At 41.1% G+C, this 13,835-nt stretch carries 13 protein-coding genes; 11 read left to right on the top strand and 2 right to left on the bottom strand.

Translation table 11 applies throughout. The features are described from left to right. The first annotated feature begins 79 nt into the window (after positions 1–79). The 7 genes from VEB00_15930 to clpX all read left to right on the top strand — a co-directional run bounded on the left by VEB00_15930 (position 80) and on the right by clpX (position 6,943). A complete protein-coding gene (locus VEB00_15930; GenBank protein HYF84505.1) occupies positions 80–976 on the top strand; it encodes a YhcN/YlaJ family sporulation lipoprotein in 897 nt (298 codons plus the stop codon). A 228-nt stretch (positions 977–1,204) separates the two neighbouring features. Further along, on the top strand, positions 1,205–1,576 hold the full coding sequence (locus VEB00_15925; protein HYF84504.1) for a DUF2500 domain-containing protein: 372 nt from the start codon (positions 1,205–1,207) through the stop codon (positions 1,574–1,576). A gap of 15 nt (positions 1,577–1,591) precedes the next feature. Beyond that, a complete protein-coding gene (locus VEB00_15920; GenBank protein ID HYF84503.1) occupies positions 1,592–2,611 on the top strand; it encodes an SAM-dependent methyltransferase in 1,020 nt (339 codons plus the stop codon). Between the two features lie 27 nt (positions 2,612–2,638). Further along, positions 2,639–3,556: an LD-carboxypeptidase gene (locus tag VEB00_15915; protein ID HYF84502.1), complete on the top strand. Its 918-nt coding sequence runs from the start codon at positions 2,639–2,641 to the stop codon at positions 3,554–3,556. 175 nt (positions 3,557–3,731) lie between these two features. Beyond that, a complete protein-coding gene (tig, locus tag VEB00_15910) occupies positions 3,732–5,018 on the top strand; it encodes a trigger factor (protein ID HYF84501.1) in 1,287 nt (428 codons plus the stop codon). Between the two features lie 27 nt (positions 5,019–5,045). Then, positions 5,046–5,630 carry an ATP-dependent Clp endopeptidase proteolytic subunit ClpP gene (gene clpP, locus VEB00_15905; GenBank protein HYF84500.1) on the top strand — a complete coding sequence of 195 codons (585 nt, stop codon included), beginning with the start codon at positions 5,046–5,048 and terminating at the stop codon, positions 5,628–5,630. 14 nt (positions 5,631–5,644) lie between these two features. Next, positions 5,645–6,943: an ATP-dependent protease ATP-binding subunit ClpX gene (clpX, locus tag VEB00_15900; GenBank protein HYF84499.1), complete on the top strand. Its 1,299-nt coding sequence runs from the start codon at positions 5,645–5,647 to the stop codon at positions 6,941–6,943. Between the two features lie 47 nt (positions 6,944–6,990). Here clpX and VEB00_15895 read toward each other — a convergent pair whose 3' ends face one another. Together VEB00_15895 and VEB00_15890 are read right to left on the bottom strand one after the other, a co-directional pair. Beyond that, positions 6,991–7,470 carry a hypothetical protein gene (locus VEB00_15895; GenBank protein ID HYF84498.1) on the bottom strand — a complete coding sequence of 160 codons (480 nt, stop codon included), beginning with the start codon at positions 7,468–7,470 and terminating at the stop codon, positions 6,991–6,993. A gap of 127 nt (positions 7,471–7,597) precedes the next feature. Beyond that, the gene (locus tag VEB00_15890) at positions 7,598–7,954 is read right to left on the bottom strand and encodes a tautomerase family protein (protein HYF84497.1); all 357 of its coding nucleotides are present in this window, start codon (positions 7,952–7,954) and stop codon (positions 7,598–7,600) included. 302 nt (positions 7,955–8,256) lie between these two features. Between VEB00_15890 and lonB the strand changes: the two genes are divergently transcribed. The 4 genes from lonB to VEB00_15870 all read left to right on the top strand — a co-directional run bounded on the left by lonB (position 8,257) and on the right by VEB00_15870 (position 13,775). Beyond that, entirely contained in the window at positions 8,257–9,969 is a 1,713-nt protein-coding gene (gene lonB / locus VEB00_15885) for an ATP-dependent protease LonB (protein HYF84496.1), read from the top strand. A 166-nt stretch (positions 9,970–10,135) separates the two neighbouring features. Then, entirely contained in the window at positions 10,136–12,478 is a 2,343-nt protein-coding gene (lon, locus tag VEB00_15880; protein HYF84495.1) for an endopeptidase La, read from the top strand. Continuing rightward, positions 12,468–13,049: a ribosome biogenesis GTP-binding protein YihA/YsxC gene (yihA, locus tag VEB00_15875; GenBank protein HYF84494.1), complete on the top strand. Its 582-nt coding sequence runs from the start codon at positions 12,468–12,470 to the stop codon at positions 13,047–13,049. The genes lon and yihA overlap by 11 nt, the downstream gene beginning before the upstream one ends. A gap of 24 nt (positions 13,050–13,073) precedes the next feature. Continuing rightward, positions 13,074–13,775 carry a CPBP family intramembrane glutamic endopeptidase gene (locus tag VEB00_15870; GenBank protein HYF84493.1) on the top strand — a complete coding sequence of 234 codons (702 nt, stop codon included), beginning with the start codon at positions 13,074–13,076 and terminating at the stop codon, positions 13,773–13,775. The last annotated feature ends 60 nt before the right edge of the window (positions 13,776–13,835 follow it).

The following is a 13,835-nucleotide window of genomic DNA, read 5'->3' as shown; positions in this document are numbered from 1 at the left end:
GTTTTTTAATATTATTAGAAGATTAGCGAAAAATATAAATGCAAAACCAAAAATAAAAAATATGGAGGAATAACAGCCTATGAGAAGAAAAACAGGTGTCATATTAGCTTTAGTATTGGTTTTTGCATTCGTGTTTACAGCTTGTGCAGTTAGAAGACCTCTGCAAACACCAGTACAGCCAGGGCAGGGTACCACGGGCTACAATTACAACCGTGGTACAGGCACAACAACAGGTAATCGCACAAACACAGGCACATATAATGGTATGGGGCCAAGTTCTAATAACCCCTACGATTTAGGTTATGGCACAGGAAACAATCCCGGAGCAGGAAACAATCCAGGCTATGGCGGTTATGGCGCAACAGGAGCTGGAACCAACTATGGCGGAACAGGAACTACTGGCAACTATGGCGGAGTAGCATCAAAAGGCAACTATGGCACACTACCAGGTAAAGACAACTATGGCGGAGGAGCAACTGGAATAGGCACCCCATCTTACTACGGCGGTTATGGCGGGTACGGTGGCTATAATCAAGGCATGTATGGCGGATATGGGAATGATTATAGAAATGTTGGAGGAAGCAACAACTCTCCAAACTATGGATTGAATAATACCGGAGGAACAACTCAGGCTGATGGAATAGCAAGATCCATCGAACAAATGGCCGGCGTTGACAACGCGACTGTTGTTGTAAATGGAAATACGGCTTATGTAGGTATAGATACTGATGGGGACCTTACAGGCAGAAATATTTCCTATGGGAACGCAACTGGTCTTGATGCAGTAAAACGATCATGCGCCCAGAGGGTGAAATCAACTGATCCGAGAATACAAACAGTGTATGTCAGCACAGATGCCGACTTTTTTGAAAGACTTAGGAGCGTCGGAGATAGAGTCAAGAGCGGAAGTCCTATAAGTGGCTTTAGAAATGAGCTTACTACGCTCATAAGGGGATTAAATCCCGTAAGGCAGTAATAAGCATTTGAGATTAAAATAGCGTTCCGCAGTGATGCGGAACGTTATTTTTGGTATAATATAGCTAAACATAAGTATATCTGTTATTATATTTGTGGTTTCGAATTATTCTGGTATAATTGGCTAAATTTTATAAACCTAGAAATAATAGATTTATAACATACACATATTTGATGCCTTTTTAATAAACTGTTTCTATATTAATACAGAAGCTTGGGAGGGGTATTTATGGGCTTTGGAAATCCATTCGATTCATTTATGTTTTCGGCTGTTCCGTTTTTTATATTCATAGTCTTTGCAATTGTGGTTATGGTATTCATAACATCTTTAGTTAAAGGAGTCAGTCAGTATGTGAGAAACAGCGGGATTCCGGAGGAGTGTATACCTGCAAGGCTTTTAGCAAAACGTACACATACCTGGGGCGGGCATGGAAATATGAGTGCACATACCAGTTATTATGTTACCTTTGAAACTGAGAAGGGAGAACGATTGGAGTTCCCTGTAAGCAGCTCGCTTTTCGGACTGGATGTGGAAGGTGATGCGGGAATGCTGACTCACCGGGGTACAAGATTTATTGATTTTGAAAGAGAACGTGGATAGGAAAGGAAGTAAACGATGGAAAACAGCGTGTTTGTAATTACTGCTTCAGCACAATACTTTAATCAAGGTCTCAGTGAATTGCAAGAGATAGATGGAAGCGTAAGAGTTGTAAAGCTTTTAGAAAATGGGGTCGCTATTATAGAAACAAAGCTTGAGAAGCTTGATTTTATACAGGCTGTAAAGGCTAAGAAACCGGTATTTATAAGGCATATGAATGCAGTTGACTATATTATTGATTTAGAAGCCGACGGACCCCAGAAGACAGCTGATGCGGTCAAGCAATATCGAAGCAGAATATCAGAGGGGCAAAGGATAGCTGTTCAAGTCAGGAAGGGCCTGGGGGATTATCCTTACAGCTCAATAGATGTCAAAAGTGCTGTTGATGCTGTGCTTACAGACAGTATGGGTGCTATTCCCGAGGTTAAGGAGCCTGAGCAGATCATATCAATATTGCTGTGGTCTGAAAAGTGCTGTATAGGACTTGGCACCCCTGATGACAATATCTCAGACTGGTCAGGTGGCATGATACATTATAAAAAGAGTGAGAATGACGTTTCAAGAGCCAAATATAAGCTAATGGAAGCCATTGAGGTATTCAATATTGAGATGGGAGGGTTCCGTTACGCACTTGATCTTGGGGCTGCTCCGGGTGGATGGACATCAGTGCTTTTAGAGCATGGCCTTCAGGTTACCGCTGTAGATACGGGGGATATGGATGCCAGACTGTTCAAATATCCGAATTTCAAGTTCATAAAAGCAAATGCTGCAGAGTTGGAGCTGAAAAATGACAGCTTTGACCTGATGACATCGGATATAAGCTGGAATCCTAAAAACACTGCAAGGCTCATAAATAATGCTTCAGTATACTTAAAGTCTGGCGGAACTGCTGTAATAACCTTGAAGCTTATGGGCGACAAAGTAAGAAAGACAATCAAGGAAGTTCTTACTATATATAAAGAGGTATTTGAGGTTTTAGCGGTAAAGCAGCTTTTTCATAATAGGGAGGAAGTAACGCTTTATCTAAAAAAAGGATAAGTATCCATATTTAAATGGGGTGTTGCAATGAGGGCAAAAAGACTGAGGGTCGGTGATACAATCGGAATGGTCGCTCCTGCCAGCCCATCCGATCACTCGAAAGTGGAAAAGGCAGTAAGAAACCTGACTGCCATGGGTTATAGAGTCAAGACAGGTGAGTCGGTATACAGCAGCAGAGGTTATCTGGCAGGCGGGGATGAATTAAGGGCTGATGACATCAACAGGATGTTTGCGGATGATGAGGTAAATGCAGTGTTTTGCCTGAGGGGAGGATATGGTTCACAGCGTATATTGGACCTTGTGGATTTCAAGCTTATCAGGGATAATCCTAAAATATTCATGGGCTTTAGCGATATAACGGCTTTGCTCAATGCAATTTACCAGGAATGTGGCCTTATAACTTTTCATGGCCCTATGGGAGGAGACTTTGCAGGAGGTCTGGGTAAACAGACTAAAGCAGCTGTGAAAAAAGCATTGGGGAGCACAGAACCAATAGGAGAAGTGCCAAATCCAGAGATCCCCGAGATTGTTGCTGAAGGCAGAGCAAAGGGGGAGTTGGTTGGCGGCAACCTTTCCATAGTAGCAGCTTCTCTTGGCACGCCTTATGAAATCGACACCAAGGGCAGGATATTACTGCTGGAGGATGTGAATGAGGAACCATATAGTATAGATAGGATGCTGAACCAGCTCAGATTAGCCGGAAAGCTTAGGGATGCGGCAGGGGTTGTGCTGGGCGATTGGGGAGACTCAGACCCGAAAGAGCCTGAAAAGAGCCTGAGTTTGGAAGAGGTTTTTGAGGATATGTTTAAAAATATAGACAAACCGGTGCTGAAAGGCTACAAGATTGGACACTGTAAGCCCAATATAACAATCCCAATAGGTGCGGAGGCTTTAATCGACACTTGCAGCAGAACCTTAAGCATTCTTGAGCAAGCAGTGAGGTAGTCTATGAATATGTGAAAAAATCTTGATTAAGGTTATAGGTATGTTATAATATAAAGGATTGAAGCGATTTAGCTTTCAAATTACCATTGATTCTACAAGGATTAATGCTTGAATTTAGATAAAATTAATAAGCAAAAGAATAGCTTGCAGAATTACATAATTAAGGAGGAAACACATGAATTCAAAATTAGAAAAAATTGAAAACAATATTGCAACATTGGAGATATCAGTCTCACCAGAGAAGCTTGAGGAAGGAATAATGAAATCATACCTCAAGAATGTAAAAAAGTTCAATATTGCCGGATTCAGAAAAGGAAAAGCACCGAGGAAAATAATCGAGAGACATTATGGCGAAGCAGTTTTTTACGAAGATGCCATAAATATTGTTTGCCCGGATGCATATGACGAAGCAGTCAAAGAGCACAACCTGGATCCAGTTGACAGACCTGACATAGACATAGTTGATATTGAAGGCGGCAAAGGACTGATTTTCAAAGCTACAGTTACTGTAAAGCCAGAAGTTGTGTTGGGACAGTATAAAGGAATAGAAGCAGAAAAAAAAGAGTATAATGTTACTGATGAAGATGTAAATAAAGAAATCGAAAAAATGAGAGAGAAAAATGCCAGATTGGTAGAAGTTACTGACAGGCCTGTAAAAAACGGAGACATTACAATAATTGACTTTAAAGGCTTTGTTGATGGTAATCAGTTCGAGGGGGGCACTTCTGAGAACCACAATCTTGAGATAGGCACTGGACAATTCATACCAGGCTTTGAAGAACAGCTTGTTGGCGCTGAGATTGGTAAAGAAGTAGATGTCAATGTCCAATTCCCAGAGGATTATAGAAGCGAAGATCTAGCAGGAAAGCCCGCCATATTTAAGGTTACAGTAAAAGAAATCAAGGAAAAGCAGATGGTTGATCTTGATGACGAGTTTGCAAAGGATGTAAGCGAGTTCAATAGCCTTGATGAGTTGAAAGCAGATATCAGGAAAAAAAGAGAAGAAGAGTCTAAGAGGCTGGAGAAGCAGCAGTATGAAGATGAAGTCATCAGTAAGATTGTAGAGAATGCGACTGTTGATATTCCAGAGGTAATGGTTGATGCACAAGTAAACGTAATGCTTAGGGATTTCGATTACCAGCTTAGATATCAGGGCTTGAATCTGGAAGCTTACCTTAAATATATGAACACAGATATGGATACACTCAAAGAGTCATACAGAAGTGGAGCCAAGGCTAGAGTAAAGAGTCAGCTGGTGCTTGAAAAGGTAGCTGAAGTCGAAGGTGTTGCGGCTACAGAGGAAGATATGAATACAGAAATTGAAAAGACAGCACAGCACTATAAGCAGGATATTGAAAAATTCAAGGAAACCTTAAAAGAAGACGAAATATCATATATAAAGGATGGAATAATAGTCCAAAAGACTATTGACTTCCTTGTGGAAAACAGTGTAACCAAATAATATCTTTCGAGGATGAGGAGGATACTTATGAGCTTAGTACCGATAGTTGTAGAACAGACCAATAGAGGAGAACGCTCCTATGATATTTTTTCAAGACTTCTGAAGGACAGGATAATTTTCCTGGGCGATGAAGTAAATGATGTGACAGCAAGCCTGGTAGTTGCACAGCTTTTGTTTCTGGAAGCTGATGATCCTGATAAGGATATCAGCTTTTATATCAACAGTCCCGGCGGATCAATCACATCAGGTATGGCAATTTATGACACAATGCAGTATATCAAGCCCGATGTTTCCACAATCTGTGTAGGTATGGCGGCCAGCATGGGCGCATTCCTGCTGACTGCCGGAGCAAAGGGAAAAAGATTTTGCCTTCCAAACAGTGAGATTATGATTCACCAACCTTCCGGCGGAGCACAAGGTAAGGCAACAGATGTGGGAATATATGCTGAAAGGCTTCTAAAGTCTAGAAAGAGGCTGAATGAAATACTTAGTGAAAAGACAGGGCAGCCTTTAGAAAAAGTTGAAAGAGATGTTGAAAGAGATTATTTCATGTCAGCTGAGGAGGCAAAGGAATACGGAATTGTTGATGAAATCCTTGTTAAGAGAAGGTAATGTGAGGTGAAAAGATGGCTAAATTTGATGATAAGAAACAGCTGAAATGTTCTTTTTGCGGAAAAAATCAAGAACAGGTCAGGAGATTAATAGCAGGCCCAGGTGTATATATTTGTGATGAATGTATCGAGCTTTGCCAGGAGATCATTGACGAGGAATTTGACGAGGAATTGGATACAGAGCTGCAGGATGTTCCAAAACCAGCACAGATCAAGGAATTTCTTGACCAGTATGTAATAGGGCAGGACGAAGCTAAAAAAGCTTTGGCAGTTGCTGTATACAACCACTATAAAAGAATAAATTCTGATTACAAGATTGATGATGTGGAACTGCAGAAGAGCAATATAGCACTTATAGGTCCCACAGGCTCAGGTAAGACATTACTTGCACAAACCCTGGCGAAGATGCTAAATGTTCCTTTTGCTATCGCAGATGCTACCTCACTGACTGAAGCTGGTTATGTGGGAGAAGATGTAGAAAACATACTTTTGAAGTTGATTCAAAGTGCAGATTATGACATTGAAAAAGCGCAGAAGGGTATAGTCTATATCGATGAAGTTGACAAAATAGCTAGGAAGTCTGAAAATCCTTCAATCACCAGAGATGTTTCCGGTGAGGGAGTGCAGCAGGCGCTTCTTAAGATTCTTGAAGGTACAGTGGCAAGCGTACCGCCTCAAGGAGGAAGAAAGCATCCTCATCAGGAGTTCATACAGATTGATACTACCAATATTCTGTTTATCTGCGGCGGAGCCTTTGACGGTCTTGAAAAAATAATTATGAACCGAACAGGCAAGAAGTCCATGGGTTTTGTAGCTGATATACAGTCTAAGGAACAGCAGGATATAGGAGAGATTTTAAAGAGGATAATGCCTGAAGACCTTCTGAAGTTCGGTTTGATACCGGAATTCGTAGGGAGGCTGCCAATTATAGTTACTCTTAATCCTCTGGATAAAAAAGCATTGGTGCAGATACTCACTGAGCCGAAGAATGCTCTTGTGAAACAGTATCAGAAGCTATTTGAGCTGGATAATGTAGAGCTGGAGTTTGAACCGGAGTCCATAGATGAGATTGCACAGAAGGCTTTGGACAGAAAGACTGGAGCAAGAGGCTTAAGGGCGATATTTGAAGAAACTATGCTGAATGTAATGTACGAAATCCCTTCCAGGGATGATATAGACAAGTGCATAGTTACAAAGGAATCGATATTGGAGCATAAAGAACCAAACATAGTGTACCTTGAACCAGGGTCGAAAAAGACTGTCAAGAAGCAGTCCAGAAAAGGCCAGAAAGCAAAACGAGGTACAGCATCTTAAAAAAACAGAACCGGCTCGGGTAATACCCGAACCGGTTTTTTTATTTTCTATTCCAATGCATCTATTATACTATCCAAGAGCACGATTTTATCTTCAACTTTTTCTATTATCTGCCCCTTATACTCAATTACCTGTGCAAGCTTATCCTTTATTGTTTCAAAATCCTTCACTTCTTTTGCACTTTTTATTTCTGTCCACAATTCCTTTTTTGCTTCCCTTAGAGTCTTAAGCTCTTCTCGTATGGCTTTGAGCTCTTCCCTGTAAGGCTGTATTGTATCGAGGATTTCCAATGAGCCTGATTCCTTAATGTCCTTTATGGTTTCCTTGATATCAGTTCTTTTTTCTACTACCTGCAGGTGAAGGTCCTTATGTTCTGTTCTTAGACCCTGCAACTCAGCTCTCATTTCTTTAAGTTCGGCCTTCAGCTCAGGATTCACTGCATCCCCTGCAGGCTCCTCGGCAAATACCCCTATTGAGAGAGCACACATAAACACCAATACCATAGTTAAAACTAACATTTTTTTCATTTTCTTACACTCCTTATTATTTAGTTGTAACTGAAGCTTTCGTTTCTGCTACAATTTAATAATACCCAAGAACTCCGGCAATTCTGTGTTTCAAATGTGTAAAATCTGTATGAATTTAAATCAGCTCTTAATTTTGCAAAACCCCTTCATACCAGTTTTCAGCAGGAACCTCTATTATACAACAGCTGATATCTTTCATATCAATTTCTATAGATTTGGAAACCAGGCTGCAGACTCTCTGCAGCAGCACCTTTTTATTCTCGGAACTCAGGCCGGGGTACATTATTATTTCTACATATACAAAGCTGCTGCTCCTGCTTTCATGGGCACTTCTAAGCTGTGGAAGAGCTTCATATAGGATAACCTGGCTGATTCTCTCATCAGTATTCAGCAGTTCCACTATTGATTTTCTCACTTCCTTAACCAGTATAGGCTTCTGAAAAGGAAGAATTGTCGAGGAAACATGAATTTTTACTGTTGGCATATTCGCACCTCCACCTATGCACTTTTTTCTACTTGAATAATGTTAAATGCGTTCTATATAGATTATATAGAACTATTTAACATTATTCAATTTAATAAGCATTTATTCATACGCACTAATTTTGTCAAAATTTTTGAAGTACAGGATAAAAAAAACCCATGGGCAGATAATATTATCAATGCTTCAAATATCGCGGAGCAATACATTTTGCGGAAAACATTATTTTTCATATAAATAGCTTTTCAATTGAGATAGAAGCTCTGTTATACACTGAATACAGTTAAGAGAGGGAGGAAGACACGATGACACAATTGTTTTTAGTTATCCAGTTGTTTTTTGCGGTTGTAATTGGGTTATATTTTCTGAACCTGCTAAGGAGCCAGCAGGGGAATAAGGTTGCGATAGAAAAAGAATCACGGAAGGAAATGGAAAAGCTGCAGCATATGCGGGATATTGAGCTCACAAAACCCTTGTCTGAGATTACGCGGCCATCTAATTTTAATGAAATTGTGGGCCAGGAGAATGGAGTGAAGGCTCTAAGGGCTGCAATATGCAGTCCTAATCCGCAGCATGTGATTATATACGGTCCACCTGGAATTGGGAAAACAGCTGCCGCCAGACTTATACTGGAGGAGGCAAAGAAAGTATTCAACTGTCCCTTCAGGCAGGATGCCAAGTTCATTGAAGTTGATGCAACAACTGTGAGGTTTGATGAAAGAGGTATTGCAGACCCGCTTATTGGCTCTGTGCATGATCCAATATACCAAGGTGCAGGAGCAATGGGTGTTGCCGGAATACCACAGCCTAAGATAGGTGCTGTAACCAAAGCGCATGGAGGCGTATTATTCATAGACGAGATTGGTGAGCTGCATCCTATACAGATGAATAAACTACTTAAAATACTTGAAGACAGGAAAGTGTTTCTGGAGAGCGCATACTACAGCTCAGAGGATTCCAACATACCCTTCCACATCCATGATATTTTCCAGAATGGGCTTCCGGCTGACTTTAGGCTGATAGGTGCTACTACAAGAGGCCCTGAAGCAATACCTCCCGCATTGCGTTCAAGATGTCTTGAGATATATTTCAGATCTCTGACTCCGGATGAAATCATAAAGGTGACAACAAATGCTCTTAACAAAATCAAGTTTGAAAGTGAAGAAGGGGTAGCCGAGCTTGTAGGAAAATATGCAACAAACGGCAGGGAAGCTGTAAATATAGTACAAACAGCAGTTGGTGTGAATATTAATGAAAGTAGAAACAAGATCACAGTCAGTGACATAGAATGGGTGCTTAACAATGGACAGTACAGCCCAAGGCCTGAGAGGAAGATCAATGATGAACCTCAGGTCGGATATGTTAACGGACTTGCAGTATATGGTCCCAATATGGGAACGCTTATGGAGATTGAAGCAACTGCGGCAAGCGCCCCGAGAGGAACCGGCAAGCTAGTCGTCACAGGAATAGTTGAAGAAGAAGAGATAGGCTCCAGAGACGGCAGAACTATTAAAAGAAAAAGCATGGCCAAGGCATCCACTGATAATGTACTTACTGTAATTAAGAAGTATCTGGGGATAGACCCCTGTGACTATGATATCCACTTGAATTTCCCCGGCGGAACACCTGTAGACGGGCCTTCTGCGGGTGTTACAATAGCAGTTGCTATATATTCTGCTGTAACCAATACCTATATAGACAACAAAATAGCAATGACAGGAGAAATCTCAATAAGGGGAAAAGTAAAAGCAGTAGGCGGGATTATCCCCAAGGTTGAAGCTGCTTTGCATGCTGGGGCAAAAAGAGTAATGATACCAAAGGAGAACTGGCAGGAAATATTCAATACCTTTGATATTGAAGTGATACCGGTAGATAATATCATAGAGGCAGTCAACATAGCCACCATGAGACAGGCAGAAGTGAAAACTCTCATAGCACAGCCTGTTGATATGAACATACTAACTGCAACGGGTATGAGCAATACACCAACTATACAGGCAATGAGCGATTCCAAATAATAAGCACGATGTGCCCTGTGATAATATTCGTATCTGGCAGCAGAGCACTACATCTATGAAGTCCTTTAAATATATTGATAATTTTTATCCGTAAAGCTATAATAAGTTAGGCCAAGTTTTAGAGTTTAATCCAATATTTTTATATAGATTTACAGGAGTTGATGATATGACAAAAAGAAAAAACGATATCAAAAGGTTGCCACTGCTGCCATTAAGGGGCCTAAGTATCTTTCCTTATATGGTTTTGCACTTTGATGTGGGCAGGGAGAAATCCATAAGGGCATTGGAAGAAGCTATGATAGGCGATCAGCTTATATTCCTTGTGACGCAAAAGGATGCTCACACAGATCTGCCTGACACCGAAGATTTTTATGAGGTGGGCACCATATCAAAGATTAAGCAGCTGTTAAAGCTTCCGGGGGATACAATAAGGGTGCTTGTTGAAGGGATTAGCAGAGCTAAAATACAGGAGATAATTTCAGAGGAAGCTTACTTCCTTGCAGATGTGCTGGAACAGGCTGAAGTGCAGCAGGATGAGGATTTGGAGCTGGAAGCTTTGCGAAGAAGCGTGCTTGAAGTATTTGATGAATATATTAAGGCAAACCCCAAGGTCGCACCAGAGACGCTTATTACTGTATCAGACATAGAGGATGCATCCAGATTCGCAGATGTAGTGGCTTCCAATCTTACAATCAAGATAGAAGAGAAACAGGAAATACTATCTTTATTTGATATAAAGGAAAGAATAGAGAAGATTTATGAGATTCTCTCCAGGGAGCTTGAGATACTTGAAATAGAAAGAAAGATAAACGGCAGAGTAAGAAAGCAGATAGACAAATCACAGAAGGAGTACTATCTGAGAGAGCAGCTTAAGGCTATACAGCGGGAGCTGGGTGAAAAGGAAGGCCATACAGAAGAGATTGACCTGTATAGAGAAAAACTCTCAAAGCTTGAGGTTCCTGAAGAAGTAAAGGATAAGGTAGAAAAGGAGCTGGATAGGCTGTCCAAGATGTCCCCGGGTTCTCCTGAGGTAGGAGTAACCAGAACCTATCTGGACTGGATTTTTGATATGCCATGGAACATTGCTACGGTCGACAACCTTGATATAAAGAATGCCAGAAAGGTGCTTGATGAGGATCATTATGGCCTTAAGAAGGTTAAGGAGAGGGTGCTTGAATACCTTGCAATAAGACAGCTTTCCAACAACATGAAAGGACCTATATTGTGCTTAGTCGGACCTCCTGGGGTTGGCAAGACCTCCATAGCCAAATCCATTGCGAGGGCTATGGGAAGGAAGTTTGCCAGGATGTCCTTGGGTGGAGTACGCGATGAGGCTGAAATAAGGGGACATAGGAGAACTTATATTGGAGCTATCCCAGGCAGAATAATATATTCTATCAAACAGGCAGGCTCCAAGAACCCGCTGTTCCTATTCGATGAAATTGACAAGCTTGCAAGTGATTTTAGGGGAGACCCGGCATCTGCACTGCTTGAGGTGCTTGATGCAGAACAAAACAAGGACTTTAGGGATCACTATATGGAGCTGCCCTTTGACCTCTCCAAGGTTATGTTCCTCACGACTGCAAACTCGATAGACACGATACCGGCACCGCTCTTGGATAGGATGGAGGTAATTCATATTTCTGGCTATACAGAAGAGGAGAAGCTTCATATAGCTACAGATTACCTTGTGCCTAAGCAGATAAAAGAGCACTCGCTGAGCGTGGAGAATATACTTATATCTGAGGCTTCCATAAAAGGCATAATAAGTGGTTACACAAGAGAGGCCGGAGTAAGGAGCCTGGAGAGGGAGATTGCGAATGTTATAAGAAAATGCGCAACTCAAATAGTTGAGGATAATAAGAAAAAAGTCAGGATAACTCCTGCTAATCTCAGGAAATATCTTGGGATAGCAAAATACAGGTATGATATTATTAATCAGAAGAATGAGATAGGTGTAGTAACTGGCCTTGCTTGGACACCTGTGGGCGGAGATACGCTTTTTATTGAGGTTTCTGTTATGTCTGGCACAGGCAAGCTAGAGCTCACAGGTCAGCTTGGGGATGTCATGAAGGAATCAGCAAGAGCCGGTTTAAGCTATATTCGTTCCAGAGCTGAAGAGCTTGGTATTGATAAGGAATTTACAAAGAATATGGATATACACATACATGTTCCGGAGGGTGCCACTCCCAAGGATGGTCCTTCGGCAGGAATAACAATGACTACAGCCTTGGTATCAGCTTTGACCAAGACACCGGTATTCAGAGAGGTTGCGATGACCGGAGAAATCACCTTAAGGGGCAGGGTGCTTCCTATAGGCGGGCTGAAGGAGAAGGTGCTTGCTGCTAAGCGTGCAGGTATAAAGACTATTATTCTGCCCTTTGAGAATGAGAAGGATCTTGAGGAGATTCCAGACACAGTAAAAAGGAATATGAAATTTGTGCTTGTGTCTGATATGGATGAGGTCCTGCCACATGCTCTGGTAAAGGGTGATAAAAATGATAATTAAGAAATGTGAATTTTTAAAAAGTGCAGTTCATAAAGATCAATACCCAGAGTTGGACCTGCCGGAAATAGCTTTTTCCGGCAGGTCCAATGTGGGGAAATCCTCACTGATAAATTCACTGCTCAATAGGAAAAAGCTTGTCAAAGTCAGCTCAAATCCAGGGAAGACCAGACTGATTAATTTCTTTCTGATTAATGAGCAAAGCGTTTTGGTGGACTTGCCTGGCTACGGTTATGCGGCAGTAGCTAAAACTGAAAAGGCAGCCTGGGGCAAAATGATAGAAGAATATTTAAAAAACAGAGAAAACTTACGGTATGTGGTTTTACTTGTTGATATAAGACATGAGCCAACGGCAGATGACAAGCTAATGTACGATTTCATAAAGTATTACAAGGAGCCTGTAATTGTTGTTGCAACGAAATTAGACAAGATATCGAGGTCATCAGTAAACAAGAATTTGAATATAATTAGGAAAAAGCTTGAAATGGACGAAAATGGTATTTTGATACCTTATTCCTCGGAAACCCATGCGGGGAGAGAGGAGTTATGGGAGGTAATGACGGCCGGAGTGTAGGTTTATCGGATTGGGGGGACGATTTTGCTGTTTTATGAGACATTTATTTTGATCTTTACTTTTTTGCTGCTTAACATTCCGATATTTATATCGCTTTATAAGTATGTAATGAAGGACCTCAACCCATTTGCCAAGATTACAGTATGTGTTTTGTACTGGTTTTTTGCATTTCTGACCCAGGAGCTGGTTCCTTTTATCGGGGTGCTTATACTCATTTTCAGAGTACATAGAAAATCAGAAAACGAAACACAGTTGAGAGACATCAATATATGGTCAATTGGCTACATTGATATCGCTTTTGTCGCTGGAGCAGCCTTGGTATTTAAGATTGTGATAAGCCAGTTGAACAGATTATACATAAATATAATAGATGTATATTTAGGAATTAGCGCCAAACCTCAAGAGATAGTTGGTGAGTTTGTAGACGGAGAGTTGTATTACAAAGTCATGCTCTTTGTTTTGGTGGTGGTATTGGCGCCTTTTGTGGAGGAATATATCTTCCGGTATTATATATATGATAAGCTTTTGCTCCCAAGGATGCCGGCTGTTGTGGCTGCAATCATATCATCTGCCCTTTTCACCCTGCTGCATTTTAATGTATCAGGTATTCCTACCTTTCTGGGTTTGGGACTTTACTGCACCTTCATGTACGAAAAGAAGGGCTTTTATGGAGCCGTAATAACTCATGTTGTATCGAATCTTGTTACCGCAGCGTTTTTGATGTGAGGCAGGCGTTTTGCGGAAAAACAGCTATACAAGTAATCAAATTCCGCAAAATCGGTTTCA

This window comes from Clostridia bacterium, from assembly GCA_035628995.1.
Classification (GTDB): Bacteria; Bacillota; Clostridia; order Lutisporales; family Lutisporaceae; genus BRH-c25.
Note: the sequence above shows the minus strand (reverse complement) of the source record. Positions and strands in the feature narration are given on the sequence as shown.

Coding starts and splice junctions, on each gene's coding strand:
- VEB00_15890 (HYF84497.1), bottom strand. CDS start 7,954: ATGCCAACAGTAAAAATTCATGTTTCCTCGACAATTCTTCCTTTTCAG.
- lonB (HYF84496.1), top strand. CDS start 8,257: ATGACACAATTGTTTTTAGTTATCCAGTTGTTTTTTGCGGTTGTAATT.
- yihA (HYF84494.1), top strand. CDS start 12,468: ATGATAATTAAGAAATGTGAATTTTTAAAAAGTGCAGTTCATAAAGAT.
- clpP (HYF84500.1), top strand. CDS start 5,046: ATGAGCTTAGTACCGATAGTTGTAGAACAGACCAATAGAGGAGAACGC.
- VEB00_15925 (HYF84504.1), top strand. CDS start 1,205: ATGGGCTTTGGAAATCCATTCGATTCATTTATGTTTTCGGCTGTTCCG.
- VEB00_15895 (HYF84498.1), bottom strand. CDS start 7,470: ATGAAAAAAATGTTAGTTTTAACTATGGTATTGGTGTTTATGTGTGCT.
- VEB00_15930 (HYF84505.1), top strand. CDS start 80: ATGAGAAGAAAAACAGGTGTCATATTAGCTTTAGTATTGGTTTTTGCA.
- VEB00_15920 (HYF84503.1), top strand. CDS start 1,592: ATGGAAAACAGCGTGTTTGTAATTACTGCTTCAGCACAATACTTTAAT.
- clpX (HYF84499.1), top strand. CDS start 5,645: ATGGCTAAATTTGATGATAAGAAACAGCTGAAATGTTCTTTTTGCGGA.
- lon (HYF84495.1), top strand. CDS start 10,136: ATGACAAAAAGAAAAAACGATATCAAAAGGTTGCCACTGCTGCCATTA.
- VEB00_15915 (HYF84502.1), top strand. CDS start 2,639: ATGAGGGCAAAAAGACTGAGGGTCGGTGATACAATCGGAATGGTCGCT.
- tig (HYF84501.1), top strand. CDS start 3,732: ATGAATTCAAAATTAGAAAAAATTGAAAACAATATTGCAACATTGGAG.